Below are 16522 nucleotides of genomic sequence, written 5' to 3' on the forward strand. Positions count from 1 at the left end.
GCGTAGTGGTCCGCTTCACAAGGACCCGCGTCACAAGGACGGAGTACGAGGACTACTCGTCGCCCTCCTGGCCCCCGGCCCCTTCCTCTTCCTCCTCCGCCAGCGCCGCGTCCAGCCGCGCCCGCGCCCCGTCCAGCCAACGCCGGCACACCTTGGCCAGCTCCTCGCCGCGCTCCCAGAGCGCGAGGGACTCCTCCAGCGTCGTACCGCCCGCCTCCAGGCGTCGTACGACCTCGATCAACTCGTCCCGAGCCTGCTCGTACCCGAGCGCTTCTTCGGCCACCTTGCTGGTCATCCGCCCACCCTATGCGTCGACTCGTACGGAGAACTCGCCCTCGGAGACCCGCGCCCGCAGCGTCTCCTCGGCGCTCACCTCGCCGGGATCCCGCACCACATGCCCGTCCGCCTTCTGCAGCACGGCGTACCCGCGCTTGAGCGTGGCGGCGGGGGAGAGGGCCACCACGCGCGCGTGCGTGTGCGTCAGCTCCGAGTCGGCGCGGTCGAGGAGATGGCCGAGGGTGCGCCGCGAACGGTCGACCAGCGAGGCGACATGGTCGGCCCGCTCGTCGATCATCCGGTGCGGATCCTCTATCGACGGCCGCGCGAGGGCATGCGCAAGCCCCCGCTCCTCCCGCTCTATGAACGCCTCCACACACCGCCGCGCGCGGTCCCGCAGCAGCCGTACGCGCTCGTACTCCTCGCCGACGTCCGGTACGACCTTCTTGGCGGCGTCGGTCGGGGTGGAGGCCCGCAGGTCGGCGACGTAGTCGAGCAGCGGGGTGTCGGGCTCGTGCCCGATGGCGGAGACGACGGGCGTACGGCACTCGGCGACGGCGCGCACCAACTGCTCGTCGGAGAAGGGCAGCAGGTCCTCCACGCTGCCGCCGCCGCGCGCGACGATGATCACGTCCACGTCGCCGAGCTCGTCGAGCTCCTTCACGGCCTGCACGACCTGCGGGACGGCGTGCACGCCCTGCACGGCGACGTTGCGCACCTCGAAGCGGACGGCGGGCCAGCGGTGCCGGGCGTTCTCCAGGACGTCCCGCTCGGCGGCGGAGGCCCGGCCGCACACCAGCCCGATGAGCTGCGGCAGGAACGGCAGCGGCTTCTTCCGCTCGGCCGCGAACAGCCCCTCGGCGGCGAGCGACTTCTTCAACTGCTCCAGCCGGGCGAGCAGTTCCCCGACCCCCACGGGCCTTATCTCGGCGGCCCGCAGCGACAGCTGCCCCCGGGGCGCGTACCACTCAGGCTTCGCGTGTACGACGACCCGGGCGCCCTCGCTGACGACGTCGGCGACGGCGTCGAACACCTGGCGGTAGCAGGTGACGCTGACCGAGATGTCGTACGACGGATCCCGCAGGGTCAGGAACACGACCCCGGCCCCGGGCCGCCGCGACAGCTGAGTGATCTGCCCCTCGACCCACACGGCCCCGAGCCGGTCGATCCACCCCCCGATGAGCCGCGAGACCTCACCGACGGGGATGGCGGTTTCGGCACTGGTGTTGAGAGCCATGCCGCGAGGGTATAGGCCGACACCGACACTTCAGCCCGTCCGGCGTTTGAGGACGAGGCCGTTCAGGCCGAAGGGGGGTCTGGGGGCGCAGCCCCCAGTGATGGGACGGGTAAGGGCGGCGGGGGCGATCAACGCCTGCGCTGCCCCACCAACACCGCGAGCCCGACGACGAACCACACCGCCCCCACCACCTGCGCCGCCCCCGACGCCTCCACGATCACGGCAATGGTGATCGCCGCCCCGACCACCGGCACCAGCACATGCCGCCACCACACCACCGGCCCCCCGGCCCGCCGCACCGCGAACCAGCCCACCACGCTCGCGTGCAGCAGCGTGAACGCCGTCAGGGCGCCGATGTCGACCACCGACACCAGGTGGTCCATCCCGTCGTCCCGTCGCGCCGCCCACACCGCCGCCACCAGCGTGATGACGGCCGCGCACAGCAGCGCCACCCGCGGCACCCCGGAATCCGTCTTCGACAGCGCCCGCGGCAGCCGCCGCTCCCGCCCCATGGCGAACAGCAGCCGCCCCGCCGCCGCCTGCCCGGCAAGCGCCGCGAACGCCGCCCCGATCGCCTTGCTGACGGCCACCAGATCGTGCAGCCAGCCCCCGACGGACGTGTCGACGGCGTCGTAGAACGCCGACCCCTGCTTCCCCGGATCCGCGGCCAGCTGCGCCGACGTCGTCGGCTCCAGCAGCGCCACCAGATACGACTGCGCCACGAACAGCACACCCGCCAGCGCGAGGCAGAACAGCACCGCCCGGGCGACCTTCTCCGACCCGCCGGTGACCTCCTCCGCGAAGGTGGCGATCGCGTCGAAGCCCAGGTACGAGAGGACGGCCACCGACACCGCGCCGATCACGGCCGACAACGCGAACGCGCCCTGCGTGCCGTCCCCCGACAGCGGCGACAGCCAGCCCCGCTCGGCGCCGTCCCGGGCCAGCACCACCACCGCAGACACCAGGAAGACCAGCAGCACCACGATCTCCAGCGCGAGGACCAGGAAGCCGACCCGGGCCGCGGCCCGTACGCCCCAGAGGTTCAGGAGCGTCGTGACGACCACCGCCAGCGCCGTCCACACCCAGCGCGAGACCTCGGGGACGAGGGCGTTCATCGCGATACCGGAGAAGAGGTACGCGACCGCGGGGATGAGGAGGTAGTCCAGCATCGCCATCCAGCCGGCGACGAACCCCGCCTCCTTCCCGAGCGCCACGCGCGCGTACGCGAAGACCGAGCCCGCCTGGGGCACCACCCGCACCATCTGCGCGTAACTGAACGCGGTGAACGCCATCGCGACCGTCGCGACGACATAGACCAGGGCCACCGCCCCGTGCGACTTGGCGTCGAGCGTGCCGAACACGCCGACGGGCGCCATGGGGGCGATGAAAAGCAGCCCGTAGACCACCAGATCCCGGAAGCCGAGGCTGCGTCGCAGGTCACGGCCCTCCTCGGTGCTCCGCGTCGCCGTTCCGGTGTCGGACATGGTGCCTCCGCCAGTGCCTCGCCCGTCGTGTCCTTCCCCACCTCTCCCACTCCAGGGCATGTATCCCCGAGGACGCGATCTTTGACCCGCCGAACGTGGCCCTACGATGGATCCCATGACTGCTTCGCCTGGCCGACGTGTCCTCCTCGCCGCTCCCCGTGGTTACTGCGCGGGTGTGGACCGCGCCGTGATCGCCGTCGAGAAAGCCCTGGAGCAGTACGGGGCTCCGATCTATGTCCGGCACGAGATCGTGCACAACAAGTACGTGGTGCAGACCCTGGAGAAGAAGGGCGCCATCTTCGTCGAGCGGACGGAGGAGGTCCCCGAGGGGAACATCGTGATGTTCTCCGCCCATGGCGTGGCCCCGGTCGTGCACGAGGAGGCCGAGCGCGGCAGGCTCGCCACCATCGACGCCACCTGCCCGCTGGTCACCAAGGTCCACAAGGAAGCCGTCCGCTTCGCCAAGGAGGACTACGACATCCTCCTGATCGGGCACGAGGGCCACGAGGAGGTCATCGGCACCTCCGGCGAGGCTCCCGACCACATCACGCTCGTCGACGGCCCGTCCGACGTCGCCAAGGTCGAGGTCCGCGACCCCTCCAAGGTCGTGTGGCTCTCCCAGACCACGTTGAGCGTGGACGAGACGATGGAGACCGTCGACGCCCTGAAGGAGAAGTTCCCGCAGCTGATCTCCCCGCCCAGCGACGACATCTGCTACGCCACGCAGAACCGTCAGCTCGCGGTGAAGCAGATGGGCGCCGAGGCCGAGCTGGTGATCGTCGTCGGCTCGCGCAACTCCTCCAACTCCAAGCGGCTGGTCGAGGTCGCCAAGCTGGCCGGCTCCCGCGAGGCCTACCTGGTGGACTTCGCCGACGAGATCGACGAGGCCTGGCTGGAGGGCGTGAGCACGGTCGGCGTCACCTCGGGCGCCTCCGTGCCGGAGATCCTGGTCGAGCAGGTCCTGGAGTGGCTGTCGGCGCGCGGCTTCGAGGACGTGGAGATCGTCAAGGCGGCCGAGGAGTCCATCACCTTCTCGCTGCCCAAGGAGCTGCGCCGGGATCTGCGCGACGAGGCGGCGGCGCTGATCGCCGAGCGGACCGGCTCCACGGCCGCCTCGGCCGAGTGACTGTCAGTCGTCCGTCGTAACGTAGGGCCATGCAGATCTTCGGTGTGGACATCGGTGGGTCCGGGATCAAGGGCGCCCCTGTCGACCTCGACAGGGGTGACCTCGCGGAGGAGCGCTTCAAGGTGCTCACCCCGCACCCGGCGACTCCCGACGGCGTGGCCGACGGGGTGAGAGAGGTCGTCGAGCACTTCGGGTGGACGGGCCCGGTCGGGCTCACCTTCCCGGGCGTGGTCACGGGCGGCTCCACGATCCGTACGGCGGCCAACGTCGACAAGAGCTGGGTCGACGTGGACGCGCGCGCGTTGTTCACCGAGCGGCTCGGCGGGCTGGCGACGACGGTGGTCAACGACGCGGACGCGGCGGGCGTCGCCGAGATGAACTTCGGCGCGGGCCGCGGCCGGATGGGCACGGTCATCCTGCTGACCTTCGGCACCGGCATCGGCAGCGCGGTCTTCATCGACGGCGAGCTCGTGCCCAACACCGAGCTGGGCCACCTGGAGCTGGGCGGGCATGACGCGGAGAAGCGGGCCTCCAGCAAGGCCAAGGACGACGGCGAGCTGACCTGGGAGCACTGGGCCCGGCGCGTCACGAAGTACCTCGCCCATGTGGAGATGCTGTTCTCGCCGGAGCTGTTCATCATCGGCGGCGGTGTCAGCCGTAAGTCCGAGAAGTTCCTGCACTTCATCGAGGGCATCCAGGCGGAGGTCGTCCCGGCGCAGCTGCAGAACAACGCGGGGATCGTGGGCGCGGCGATGCGGGCGGCCAAGGACGGCTAGAGCGTGGCGAGGGCGCGGCGCGGGGTGGGCCGCGCTCGGGCCTGCTCGGCGGTTGTTCGTGACCCGGGGCCGGTCACCCGGGGCGGGTCAGGCCCTCGGCGGTCGGCGCCGGGCGACCTGGCGGCGCATCAGGGCGATCTTGCGTACGCTCACGATCACGCCCGCGACGAGTGTGCCGCCGTAGAGCCAGCCGGCCTGGGTGGCCAGCGCCGTCACCAGGCCCATCAGGCGGCCCGCCAGACCGCCGCCGCTCTCGGCCACGGGGAGCAGGCCCACCGCGAAGGCGATCGGTACGACGACGGGGGCGGTCACCAGGTCGCCCTTGCGCACCCACAGCGCGGTCAGCACGCACACCGGCAGGAACAGCACGCCGTACACCGTCGGCGAGGCCCCGAACAGCAGTGCGTCCAGGCCGCCGAGGACGAACATCGCGGCCCCGCAGAACAGGCCGCCGCCCAGCCCGGTCAGCCGGGGGTTGGGCAGCCGCCGTACCCTCTCGGCCGGCGGTGGACCGGACTGCCGTACCCCCGCGGGGCGGGCCGCCTGCGGGGGCAGGGGAGGGGTGCCGCGTCGCGTTCCGTTGTGCGGGGGTCGCGTCCTGTGTTGCTCCACCCGACCAACTTAGGTCGGTTTATGTGTCGAATCGCCCCTCAGACACGCCGTAGGGCAGACCTTGGCCATGCGTTCGAGAGGTCCGGCGGGGCGGGGTCGGGCAGCCCGTAAACTGGGGGATCGGTCGGCCCGCCGGCCCCCTGGCCCGCCCGGTACGGGCACCGGCCCCCTGGCCCTCTCACTACGGGAAGTCGCAACGTGTCGCTCACGATCGGAATCGTCGGTCTGCCGAATGTCGGCAAGTCGACCCTGTTCAACGCCCTGACCAAGAACGACGTGCTCGCGGCCAACTACCCGTTCGCCACGATCGAGCCGAACGTGGGCGTGGTCGGCGTCCCGGACCCGCGCCTGACGAAACTGGCCGAAATCTTCGGTTCGCAGCGCATCCTCCCGGCGACCGTCGACTTCGTCGACATCGCGGGCATCGTGAAGGGCGCCTCCGAGGGCGAGGGCCTGGGCAACAAGTTCCTCGCGAACATCCGTGAGTCCGACGCGATCTGCCAGGTCATCCGCGCCTTCAAGGACGAGAACGTCGTGCACGTCGACGGCAAGGTCTCGCCGAAGGACGACATCGAGACGATCAACACCGAGCTGATCCTCGCCGACCTCCAGACCATCGAGAAGGTCCTGCCGCGCCTGCAGAAGGAGTCGCGGATCAAGAAGGACGTGGCGCCCAAGGTGGCGGCGGTCGAGGCGGCGAAGGCGATCCTGGAGAAGGGCGACACCCTCTTCTCGGCGGGCATCGTCCAGGGCTCCGGCAACGAGGAGCTCCTGCACGACCTGCACCTCCTGACCACGAAGCCCTTCCTGTACGTCTTCAACGTCGACGAGGACGAGCTGGTCGACGACGACTTCAAGGCTGAGCAGCGCGCCCTGGTCGCCCCCGCGGAGGCGATCTTCCTCAACGCCAAGCTGGAGGCGGACCTCGCCGAGCTGGACGAGGAGGACGCGATGGAGCTCCTGGAGTCGGTCGGAGCCGAGGAGCCGGGCCTCACCACCCTCGCCCGCGTCGGCTTCAACACCCTCGGCCTGCAGACCTACCTCACGGCCGGCCCCAAGGAATCCCGCGCCTGGACCATCAAGAAGGGCGCCACGGCCCCCGAGGCGGCCGGCGTCATCCACACCGACTTCCAGAAGGGCTTCATCAAGGCGGAGGTCATCTCCTTCGAGGACCTGGTGGAGACGGGTTCGGTGGCGGAGGCCCGCGCGAAGGGGAAGGCGCGGATGGAGGGCAAGGAGTATGTGATGCAGGACGGGGATGTGGTGGAGTTCCGCTTCAACGTGTAGCGGGTCACCTTCGACTTGAGTCACCACAGGGGTCTGGGCCTTCGGGTTCAGGCCCCTTTGTTCATGCCTCCTCGCTGCTGTGCTGCTGCAGTCGGAGGAACGCGGGGGCGTGTGGTGCCGTCGGGGCCAGGGTGTACGTGACGATCGTCAGGGCGGGGTCGGCGGGGATGTCCCGGGCGTCGTAGTCGAGGTCCAGATCGCCGACGGCGAGTTCGTCGACCAGGTCGGCGAGGTCGGTGTTGCCGGGGGTGCGGGCGGCCTCGGCGCGGGGGCTGCCGACCGCGTCGTGGGTGATGCCGTCCCAGTCGCGGTAGAAGCGGCGGGCGCGTGGGTCGAGGAAGACGAAGCGGGCCAGGTTCGGGGGCTGTTCGGCGGTGTCCAGGGCCTCCTCGTACAGGGCGCGGGCCAGTTGGTTGGTGGCCACCTGCGTGTGCGGCTCCGACCTGTGGGACTACCGCGGCATCAACCCGGCCAGGGACCCCGCTCCCGTCGGTCACGAGTACGTCGGCATCGTCGAGGAGGTCGGCCGCGAGGTCACCACCGTGCGTACGGGCCAGTTCGTCGTCGGGTCCTTCTTCGCGAGCGACGGCACCTGCCCGAACTGCGTCAACGGTTACCCCAGCAATTGCCTGAACCGTGAGTTCGTGGGCGGCTGTCAGGCCGAGTACGTCCGTGGCCCGCTCGCGGACGGCACCCTGGTCGCCACGCCAGAACTGCCCACCGAGGCCCAGGTCCCCGACCTGCTGGCCTGCTCCGACGTCATGGGCACCGGCTGGTGGGCCGCCGTCGCCGCCGGGGTGCGGCCGGGTGACACCGTCGCCGTCGTGGGTGACGGAGCCGTCGGGCTCTCGGCCGTCCTCGCCGCCCGCGAACTCGGTGCCGAGCGGATCACCGCCATGTCCCGCCACGAGTCCCGGCAGAAGCTGGCCGGCGAGTTCGGCGCGACCGACGTCTTCACCGAGCGCGGTGCGGAGGGCGTGGCCCGGATCAAGGACCTGACCGGCGGTATCGGTGCCGACCGGGTCCTGGAGTGCGTCGGCACCCAGGAGTCGACCGAGCAGGCCCTGAACTCCACCCGGCCCGGCGGCGTCGGCATCACCGGCGTCCCGCACGGCGTCAGCCTCGACGGCACGGCCCTCTTCTACTCTCACGTCGCCGTACAGGGCGGCCCCGCCCCCGTGCGCCGCTTCCTGCCCGACCTCGTCGACCGCGTCATGAGCGGCCGCATCAACCCCGGCAAGGTCTTCGACCTCATCCTGGCCCTGGACCAGGCCGCCGAGGGCTACCGGGCGATGGACGAACGCCGCGCGGTGAAGACGCTGCTGGCCCTTGACGCCTGGTGCGGCGGGCGGACCGGGCCGCGGCACGAATCGTTCTCGTCGGATGGTTCTAGGACACCGCGAGGGCGGATCAGCGGCGGCGTTGTTCGCGCAGGATTCGCAGCGTGGCCAGGAGTGGTGGGCGGGCGGAGCCGTGCAGGAGGGTTGGGCCGCGGGTCAGGGCCGTGTCGGCTGTGAGGAGTTCGATCTCGGTGAAGGCGGTCAGCAGGGGCTGGTTGAGGGGCGGGAGCTGTGCGCTGAGTTCCTGGGCCTTGCGGAGGTCGGTGCGGGCCGTCTCGATCTCGTGTGCCAGCAGCTCGCGCAGGCCCGGGGGCTCGTGGCCCGCCGTGAGGGCTGTGGGGGTGAGGTCCGTCGGGGTGAGGGAGAAGCGGGCCAGGGTCTCGGACGGGATGCCCGGTCGGCCCTCCGCGGTGTCCTCGGCGAGGTCGTTGACGAAGTCCAGGCGCTGGCTGCCGGCCATGAGGGTCCGGCACATCGCGCGGTAGCGGCCGTCGTCGTCGCGCTCCGGGCCCAGGAGGGTGGCGAGGAGCATGAAGGAGGGGAGGGAGTAGGAGTCGACGTAGGACTGGTAGTCGGCCTCGGAGGTGAAGCCGGTGAAGTCGAGGTCGGTGTGGGCGGTGGCGAGGTACTCCTCCACCGTGCCGTGGAGCCGTGGGTACGCGGTGATGGTGTGGAGCAGCGCGCGGATCAGCGGTTCGTCGGCCGCGCCCTGGGCCAGGGCCTTGCGTACGCGCTGTTCCCAGGAGGCCCAGGCCTCGATCCGCTGCTGCTTCGGGCCGGTGTCCAGGAGGTTGTCCCCGTGGTGCATGAAGGCGGTCGCGGCCACGACGTGCGGCAGCGTCTCCGGGGGCAGCAGCAGCCGGGCCGCGAGATAGGAACTCCGGCGGAAGCGGGACACCAGCCGGCGCCCTTGGGAGTAGTCGTCGCGGAGGCGGGGTTCCCGGATTCCCGCCGCGGTGAGGCTCCGCCCCCAGGTGCTCACTCCGGTCACCTCTTGTCCTCCGGGCAGGTGTACTGCCCGTGCTCCAGCGGAGTGCACTCCTTGATGCCGTTGACGTTGAACTCGTAGACCTGCTTGGGGTGTTCCGCGATGCCGTGCACGCTGAAGGGCTTTCCGTTGTTCGTGATGTCCTGGGTGTGGGTGCCCTTCGAGTCGACGTAGGTGACCTCGAAGGCCTTCCAGGTGCAGTCCTTCGTGCCGGAGGTGACCTGGATGCGGAGGCCTCCGGGGGTGGCGCCGTTGCCCAGGTCGATCTTCTTCTCGGTGAAGTACGGCTCGCCGTAGTGCTTTTCCTCGCTGCCGGTGATCACCGGGACGCTGGTGGAGCGGTTGACGTCGAAGAGGATTCCGGCGTAGCTGCCCTCGCCCTCACCGCGCGAGACGATCACGGTGTCGGCCTTCGCCGGGGTGCAGCTGACGTCCTTCATGCGCATGCCGTTGATGGCCAGGGCGGCCTTGCGGTCGCTGATGAGGTCCACCAGCCAGGCCTCGGAGTAGCCCCACCAGTCCCCGCGGATCGAGGGGTGCCAGACGTCGGAGTAGAAGACCGGGCGGGCGTGGTGGGCCGTGCCGAACGGGTTCAGGTCGTGCGGCGGACCGACGACCTGCCGTTTCTCGGCGTCGGTGAACGGGGCGTCGAAGAGGGAGGCCTCGGCGTACTGGGTGTCCTGCCGGACGCTCGCGGTGAAGGCCGGGCCCTCCCGGTCGACCTTGTCGTCGGCGTCGCTCGCCACCCGTGCGTCGTGCTCCGAGGACAGCTGGTCGACGCCCTTCGTGAGCAGGAACAGCACGAGCGAGCTGACGGCCACCCAGGCCACCCTGATGAGGATCTTCCGGTTCCGTCGGCGGCGGTCCGGGTCGGCCGCGTCGGGGAAGAGGCCCTCGATCACGTCACCCAGGAAGGACGGGCGCGGGCCGGAGCCCGCCGTGTCGTGGCTGTCCGTGGTGGCGCCGGTGTCCGGAGAGTCGCTGGTGTCCGCCGTGTCTCTGTCTGGCATGCGGGCAGTTCCGGGAGGTAAGTGGCCGATCGGGAAGGGAAGTTGATGTTACGGCATCCGCGCGGGCAGTGCGCTTTCCGCTGCTGCCACCACCACCCGGGTCTGGAGTTCCACCTGGGCGTGTATCGGCACCCAGCGCAGGCGCAGGGCGGCTTCGAAGGCGGTGCACCAGGTGGTGTAGAGGTCGGTCAGGTCCTGGTGGAGGGCCGGCGCCGCGGGGTCGGGGGCCGCGTGGAGGAGGCGTAGGAGGAGGCCTGCCGCGCGGAGGGGCTGGCGGCGGGCCACGATGTCCAGGGCGCAGATCTGGGCGCGGGGGAGGGGGCGCGGGGCGGGTTCGCGGGTGAGTGGTTCCCAGCAGGTGGCGACCAGGTCGTACAGGCCGTCGGCCATCCATTCCAGTACCCGGCGGGACGCGTCGGTCTCGGGTGGGGGCAGGAAGGCGCGTGCCTTGTCCAGGACGGTGGTCACCTGGCGGCCGCCGTCACGGACCAGCGTGGCCAGGTCGCGGAGGGCGGACACGGGGTCCGGGTCCGGGGTCGGGTCGTCGGCCAAGTCCGTCGCCCACATGGGGACTTCGACGATCGCCGTGAGTCCGCCGTACCGCTGGGGCGCGCACCACGTGGACAGGGCGATGTTCTCCGAGCCGGGCGCCAGGCGGGCCGTGCTGTGCGGTGGGGGCAGTACGTGGATGCCGGGGGCCGGGTTCTCCCAGTACAGGGCGTCGAAGGTGCCGTGCTGGACGGGGATGCCGAGGTTTGTGGCCGACGCGAGGAAAGGGGTGGGTAGTTCGGGTAGGGCGCGGGTCAACTGGACCCAGGTACCGCCTGCTTCGACGCTGTGCAGGGAGCACTGGAGGAACGGGCGCAGCTCGTCGATGACCGTCAACAGGGCTTGGGTCTCCGGGAGTTGCCGTGACTCGATCGGGGCCCACTCCGGCTGTTCCGCGGCGATCGGGCGGAAGGCCGTGCGGTAGTAGTCGTGGAGGGTGGGGGCGGGGGGCGCCGTCGCCGCTTCTATGCCCTTGCCCAGGGCCGCGCCGTCCGGGTCCAGGCACAGGATGATGTTCCAGGTGGTGCGGGCGGGGTCCGTCGCCGGCGAACTGCCGTCGCCGCCTGCCACCTGGTTCGCCAGGGCCAGTGCCGTCGTGCCGCCGACCGGTTCGTCGGGGTGCGGGCGGGCCACCACCAGGACGTGGTACGGGCCGTGGCCCACGGACAGCAGCTCGATCGGGCGGCCCGCACGAGACGTACCGACCCGGCGCAGGCGGGCGGTCCCGGGGCACCGGGCCACCAACTTCCGCGCCGAGTCGGCCACTTCCTCGACCGTCAGATACCGGCCCGGATATCGCACCAGCTGTCGGTCCGGATATCGGTACAGGTGGCGGTCCAGGTGTTGGTCCGGCATCCGCGGCTGATCAGGAGCCGCCGTTGCCGCTGCTCTCGCTGGTCGTCTCTTTCTTGTCCAGCGGACGGATCTCGATCTTGTTCGCCATGCCGTGTCCTCCCGTTGGTGGCTGGGACGTGCCGTGGTCGATGTGCTCTTGCCAGAGTTCGCTCTGCCGGTGAGGCTTGTCAACGTCCGTTGTTCTGCGCGTAGTTGATGTTCACGAGATTGGCGTGAAGATGACGGTGCACACTCTGCGGCGGCCTCGGATCAAGCCGGAGCACCGGGCCTATCGGACCGTCGACGGCCATGTGCGGATCGGCAGCGTCGTCCACGGCATCGGGGCCGAGGTCAAGGATCCCGACGGTTGGGTGTGGACGCTGGTCGAGGCGATGGACGGGACGCGGGACATGCCGGGCGTCGTGGGCGAGGTGTCCCGTCGTCATCCCGGACTCCGGCTGACGGAAGCGGACATCGTCGAGGCGGTCACCGACCTGGCCGCGGCCGGGTACGTCGAGGACGTCGGGGTCGCGCCGCCGGCCGAGCTGAGTGAGCGGGAACGTGAGCGGTACGGCAGGGGCATGACCCTGATGCGCTGGATGGACCTCCGGCCCAGGGAGAGCGCGTGGGAGCCGCAGGTGCGGTTGCGGCGGGCACGGGTTCTGCTGGTCGGTGTCGGGGGTACGGGGGGTGCGGCCGCGCGGGATCTGGTGGCCTCCGGGGTGGGGCTGCTGCACTGCGTCGAGCCGGACGTCGTCGAGCTCTCCAACCTCAACCGGCAGACGCTCTTCGGGGAACGGGATCTCGGCAGGCCGAAGCTCGACGTGGCGCTGGCGGCTCTGCGCGCGCTGAACTCGGACGTGACGGTCACCGGGGAGCGGCGGGAGGTGCGGGGGCCGGGGGATCTGGAGGAACTGCTGGCCGGGGGCCAGGACGGCGGCGATGGCCCAGGTGACTCCGGTGGTTCAGACGGCTCCGGTGATTCCGGTGACTTCGGCGGCCCCGGTGATCCTGGTGGCTCCGACGGCTCCGACGGTCCAGGTGACCGCAGTGGCTCCGACGGCTCCGGCGGCCCGGGCGGCCCTGGCGCTTTCGACAGCCCCGGTGACCCCGACACCCCCCGCGCCGGATCGGCGTACGACGTGCTGCTCCTCGCCGCCGACCGGCCCGCCGTGATCCGCCGTTGGGTCAACCAGGTCTGTCTCGCCTCCGGTACGGCGTGGGCGGAAGCCGGTTATCGCGGGCCTCTCGTGAGTGTCGGGGTCTTCGCGCCGGGGCACGGGGCGTGCTGGGAGTGTCTGCGGGCTGCCGAGATCGAGCGGCGTGATCTGCGCCTCGCGCCCGGTCAGGACGAGGATGTCGCCTCGCCCCGGATGCCGTGGAACCCGGTCAACGCCGTGACCGCGGGGCTGTCCGGCAGTCTGCTCGCCCATGCCGCGCTCATGCTGCTGTGCGGGATACCGCCGGTGGAACCCGGGTGCCGTTTCGGCCTCAACCTCATGACACCGGGCGACGGCATCCTGCAACGCTCGGAGCGCCGGCCGGACTGCGCAGCCTGCGGGGATCCAGGCCCAAGGGGAACACCGTGACGGACACCGCCGCGAGGACGAGTCATGCCCGCCCCCATCCCACGGACCTCGCCCCCATCCCACGGACCCCGCCCCCATCCCGCGGACCTCGCCCCCATCCCACCGACCCCGCCCCCATTCCCACCAACCCCACCCTCACCGACCCACCGCCGCGGACCCGTCACGACTGCCCCCGCCCCCGAGGACTCCTGGTGACCGACCCCGCCCCCGAGGCTCCCTCGTGACCGCCCCCACCGCCGACGACCCACCCCGCATCGACCCGTCCGCCAGCGTCCTCCTCCACGACCTCGGCGTACGGCGTGACGGTGACGAGTGGATCGTCGGTCGTATGGCCACCCGCACCTTCGTCGCCCTCCCTGCCGCCGGCGCGCGTGCCGTGGAGCTGCTCGGCGAGGGGCTCAGTGTGGCCCGTACCGCCGAGGTGCTGTGGGACGAGACCGGTGAGGAGCTCGACATCCCGGACTTCGTGCGGGACTTGGCCGCGCTCGGGTTCGTGGCCCGGATCGGGGACTCGGCCGTTCCGGACGTCGACGCGCCGCGCGCCTCCCTGCCGTGGCTGCGTCCCCACCCCGTCCGCTTCGCGCTGCACCCCGCGCTTCCCGTGCTCGTCGCGGCACTGCTCACGGCAGCCCTCGTCGTCCTGGTCCGCCGTCCCGACCTGCTCCCCGGCTACCGCGACCTGCTCTGGAGCCCGCACGGCAGCCTGGTCCTGCTCACCGGGGCCGCGATCGGGTGGGTTCTGCTGTTCGCGCACGAGCTGGCGCACCTCGTCACCGCGCGGGCCGCGGGCGTACCGGGGCGGATGCGGCTGGGCACCCGGCTGCAGTTCCTCGTCATGCAGACCGACATCAGCGGCATCGAACTCGCCCCCCGCCGCCACCGGTTGACGGCCTACCTGGCCGGCATCGCCGTCAACCTCTCCGTCGCGTCGGCGCTCGTCCTGGCCCTCGCCGCCATGGACACCGGCACGATCCTCCACCGCATCCTCGCCGCGATCCTCCTCCTGGCCCTGATGCCGCTGCCCTTCCAGTGCATGGTCTTCACCCGCACCGACCTCTACTTCGTCCTCCAGGACCTCACAGGCTGCCGGAACCTGTACGGCGACGGACTCGCCCACGCCCGATACGTCGCCCGGCGAGCGCTCCGCCGAGAGCGCGGCCCCGATCCGAGCACCCCGCTGCCCCCGCACGAGCGCCGGGCCGTCCGCGTCTACAGCGTCGTCCTCGTCGTCGGCACCATCGCCTGCCTGGGCTTCATGGCCGTCGTCACCCTCCCCGCCGACATCACCCTGCTCGCCCGCGCGGTCCGGGGAATCGGACCGGGCCACGGCCTCGCCGGCAACGCCGACTCGGCCGCCGTACTCCTCACCCTCGGCGGGATCAACGTCCTCTGGCTGGTCACCTGGTGGCGGAACCGCCGTAAACCTTAGGCGAGGTGGTGCGGCGGAGGCGTTCCGGCAGTGGGGTGCGGTAGTCCGGCAGCAGGGTCTGGGCGCGGAACGCCGACTTCAGGAAGAGGCGGACCAGGCGTTCGCGGTGCGGGGGCGGCCAGCCGATCCCGTGGAGGCGGCAGACGCGTTCGCCGGCGAGGTAGCGGGTTATGTCGCGGGCGAACGGCCGTAAGGGGCGCGGGAACCAGCGCTCGGCGAAGTGGTCCATCATCGCGGTCGCCACGCGGTGGCCGGCCTCCGTCGGCTCGTAGGGCCTCGCGTCGTACTTCTGCGCGAACTCCGTCATCGCCGTCCAGTCCTCGGGGAACCGCTCCGCGGCCAACGGGCCCGACTCGCGGTCCAGTTGGCGGAAGACCGCCTGCGCCCAGTGGTGCCACGCGCTCTTCATGGGTTCGCTCGTGCCGGGCAGGCCGAGCGAGGTCTGCAGGCGGTCGCCGAACGTGGCCAGCAGGACCAGGGGGTAGACGAAGTCGTCGACGTCGTCGAAGTTGCCGGGGAGGTGCGGGGTGCGGCGGGCGACGGACCGGTGGATGCGGTTGAGGCGTTCGGACGCCCCGCGGCCCGCCGGGCTGGTCGGGCCGTCGACCATCCAGGCCGTCAGGAAGGCGTTCCCGTCCTGGAAACGCCGGTGGGGTCTGGTCTCCAGCTTCCCGGTGTGGGCCAGGGTGGCGGCGGTCGGCGGCGGCTGCATCATCCGCATCGTGCCCGGATAGATCATCATCGCCAGGGCGAACTCCGGGACGCGATGGCCGACGTACAGGGAGACCATCCGCTCCCAGTCCGACTCCGGGTCCATTCCCGCCAGTTCACGGTCCACCCACCTGTATCCACGGCGCACGGCCGGTCCTCTCCGCAGCTTCCCCGACATCACTCAAAGGTCCTTCATCACACGGCAGTTGACCGCATGCGACACACAAGCGCTCGCTATGCTCGGGCCGTTCGAACGGACGACTGCCGGCGGGCGCGCAGTTCCGCCGGGAAGGAAACGTGAGCGAGCGCGTGATATCCGAAGAAGGCGACCAGCGAGCGACGACGGGGTCCGAACGCGGTGCGCAGCGGCTGATCGCCGACCGGTACCTGCTGTACGACGTCCTCGGCCGAGGCGGCATGGGCACGGTCTGGCGGGCCCACGACCAGGTGCTGGACCGCCCGGTGGCCGTCAAGGAGCTGCACATCCTGAGCCTCGGCGACGAGGAGCACCGGGTGCGGCTGCGCCGGGCGACCCGGGAGGCGCGGGCCGTCGCGCGGGTGCCGCATCCGCATGTGGTCGGGGTGCACGACCTGGTCGAGGACGAGGACCGGCTGTGGATCGTCATGGAGCTCGTCGAAGGGCCCTCGCTGGCCCGTCGTGTCGAGGAGACCGGACCGCTCCCGCCCGAGCACACGGCCGCCGTCGGGCTGCAACTGCTCGACGCGCTGGAGGCCGTGCACGCCGTCGGCGCCCTGCACCGCGACGTCAAGCCCGCCAACGTCCTGCTGCGCCGCGACGGCAACGCCGTGCTCACCGACTTCGGCATCGCGGCCCTGGACGACGGGGACTTCCTCACCACCACCGGCGAACTCGTGGGCTCCCTGGAGTTCATGGCGCCCGAGCGGGTGACCGGGGCCGAGGCCGGGCCGGCCTCCGACCTGTGGTCGCTCGGCGTCACCCTCGCCACGGTCTGCGGCGGGCAGTCCCCGTTCCGCCGGCCGGCCGCGCCCGCGACGCTGCACGCGGTGGCGTACGAGGAGGCCGTACTGCCCGAACGGCTGGGCCCGCTGCGGCCCGTCGTCGAGGCGCTGCTGCGCAAGGCCCCGCAGGAGCGGCCCTCGGCGGGCGCGGTCCGCGCCGAGCTGCGGCGCGTCGCGGCGGGGCAGCCCGGCACCGGGCCGTCCCCCGGAGCGGCTATGAGCCCGCCCGCGAGAAGCAGCCCCGCACCACCGAGCCGCACCCGCTTGCACTTGCGGAGCGGGCGGATGTCGGG

The 16522-nt window shown here is 71.4% G+C and carries 15 protein-coding genes and 1 pseudogene; 7 read left to right on the top strand and 9 right to left on the bottom strand.

Going from position 1 to position 16522, the window contains the following annotated elements:
* Positions 1-52: 52 nt before the first annotated feature.
* From ABZ848_RS37255 to ABZ848_RS37265, 3 genes are all read right to left on the bottom strand, one after another.
* Positions 53-295, bottom strand: coding sequence for an exodeoxyribonuclease VII small subunit (locus ABZ848_RS37255; RefSeq protein ID WP_360839148.1), 243 nt, complete (start codon positions 293-295; stop codon positions 53-55).
* Between the two features lie 9 nt (positions 296-304).
* Positions 305-1513 (bottom strand): exodeoxyribonuclease VII large subunit, encoded by a 1209-nt coding sequence (xseA, locus tag ABZ848_RS37260; RefSeq protein WP_360839149.1) that lies wholly within the window; start codon positions 1511-1513, stop codon positions 305-307.
* A gap of 128 nt (positions 1514-1641) precedes the next feature.
* The gene (locus ABZ848_RS37265; RefSeq protein WP_360839151.1) at positions 1642-2997 is read right to left on the bottom strand and encodes an APC family permease; all 1356 of its coding nucleotides are present in this window, start codon (positions 2995-2997) and stop codon (positions 1642-1644) included.
* Positions 2998-3103: 106 nt separating this feature from the next.
* Here ABZ848_RS37265 and ABZ848_RS37270 point away from each other — a divergent pair, with 106 nt between their 5' ends.
* Positions 3104-4123, top strand: coding sequence for a 4-hydroxy-3-methylbut-2-enyl diphosphate reductase (locus tag ABZ848_RS37270; RefSeq protein ID WP_360839152.1), 1020 nt, complete (start codon positions 3104-3106; stop codon positions 4121-4123).
* A 29-nt stretch (positions 4124-4152) separates the two neighbouring features.
* Positions 4153-4899, top strand: a complete 747-nt coding sequence (gene ppgK, locus ABZ848_RS37275) for a polyphosphate--glucose phosphotransferase (protein ID WP_360839154.1) — start codon at positions 4153-4155, stop codon at positions 4897-4899.
* 87 nt (positions 4900-4986) lie between these two features.
* On the opposite strand, the gene ABZ848_RS37280 is transcribed toward ppgK, so the two are convergent.
* Positions 4987-5511 carry a DUF6542 domain-containing protein gene (locus ABZ848_RS37280; RefSeq protein ID WP_360839156.1) on the bottom strand — a complete coding sequence of 175 codons (525 nt, stop codon included), beginning with the start codon at positions 5509-5511 and terminating at the stop codon, positions 4987-4989.
* A gap of 198 nt (positions 5512-5709) precedes the next feature.
* Between ABZ848_RS37280 and ychF the strand changes: the two genes are divergently transcribed.
* Positions 5710-6798, top strand: a complete 1089-nt coding sequence (gene ychF, locus ABZ848_RS37285; protein WP_360839158.1) for a redox-regulated ATPase YchF — start codon at positions 5710-5712, stop codon at positions 6796-6798.
* 61 nt (positions 6799-6859) lie between these two features.
* On the opposite strand, the gene ABZ848_RS37290 is transcribed toward ychF, so the two are convergent.
* Complete coding sequence (locus tag ABZ848_RS37290) at positions 6860-7222, bottom strand: hypothetical protein (protein WP_360839160.1); 363 nt, start codon at positions 7220-7222, stop codon at positions 6860-6862.
* On the opposite strand from ABZ848_RS37290, the pseudogene ABZ848_RS37295 reads away from it, so the two are divergent.
* Positions 7221-8315, top strand: a pseudogene (locus tag ABZ848_RS37295) (zinc-binding dehydrogenase); the annotation flags it as partial. The gene ABZ848_RS37290 and the pseudogene ABZ848_RS37295 overlap by 2 nt on opposite strands.
* Here the strand turns inward: ABZ848_RS37295 and ABZ848_RS37300 are convergent.
* From ABZ848_RS37300 to ABZ848_RS37310, 3 genes are read right to left on the bottom strand one after another with little or no spacing between them, the layout of a single operon-like run.
* Positions 8209-9129: a squalene/phytoene synthase family protein gene (locus ABZ848_RS37300; RefSeq protein WP_360839162.1), complete on the bottom strand. Its 921-nt coding sequence runs from the start codon at positions 9127-9129 to the stop codon at positions 8209-8211. The pseudogene ABZ848_RS37295 and the gene ABZ848_RS37300 sit on opposite strands and share 107 nt — an antisense overlap.
* Positions 9126-10136: a hypothetical protein gene (locus ABZ848_RS37305; protein ID WP_360839163.1), complete on the bottom strand. Its 1011-nt coding sequence runs from the start codon at positions 10134-10136 to the stop codon at positions 9126-9128. The genes ABZ848_RS37300 and ABZ848_RS37305 overlap by 4 nt, the downstream gene beginning before the upstream one ends.
* A 48-nt stretch (positions 10137-10184) precedes the next feature.
* Positions 10185-11540, bottom strand: a complete 1356-nt coding sequence (locus ABZ848_RS37310; protein WP_360839165.1) for a M14 family zinc carboxypeptidase — start codon at positions 11538-11540, stop codon at positions 10185-10187.
* Between the two features lie 218 nt (positions 11541-11758).
* Here ABZ848_RS37310 and ABZ848_RS37315 point away from each other — a divergent pair, with 218 nt between their 5' ends.
* Positions 11759-13108 carry a ThiF family adenylyltransferase gene (locus ABZ848_RS37315; protein ID WP_360839166.1) on the top strand — a complete coding sequence of 450 codons (1350 nt, stop codon included), beginning with the start codon at positions 11759-11761 and terminating at the stop codon, positions 13106-13108.
* 220 nt (positions 13109-13328) lie between these two features.
* Positions 13329-14537 carry a hypothetical protein gene (locus tag ABZ848_RS37320; RefSeq protein ID WP_360839168.1) on the top strand — a complete coding sequence of 403 codons (1209 nt, stop codon included), beginning with the start codon at positions 13329-13331 and terminating at the stop codon, positions 14535-14537.
* Here the strand turns inward: ABZ848_RS37320 and ABZ848_RS37325 are convergent.
* Complete coding sequence (locus ABZ848_RS37325) at positions 14506-15396, bottom strand: oxygenase MpaB family protein (RefSeq protein WP_360839170.1); 891 nt, start codon at positions 15394-15396, stop codon at positions 14506-14508. The genes ABZ848_RS37320 and ABZ848_RS37325 overlap by 32 nt on opposite strands.
* A 161-nt stretch (positions 15397-15557) precedes the next feature.
* Here ABZ848_RS37325 and ABZ848_RS37330 point away from each other — a divergent pair.
* Positions 15558-16522 (top strand): serine/threonine-protein kinase (locus tag ABZ848_RS37330; protein WP_360839171.1); only part of this gene is annotated, 965 nt, incomplete at its 3' end.

This window comes from Streptomyces sp. NPDC047081, assembly GCF_040643775.1.
Taxonomy (GTDB): Bacteria; Actinomycetota; Actinomycetes; order Streptomycetales; family Streptomycetaceae; genus Streptomyces.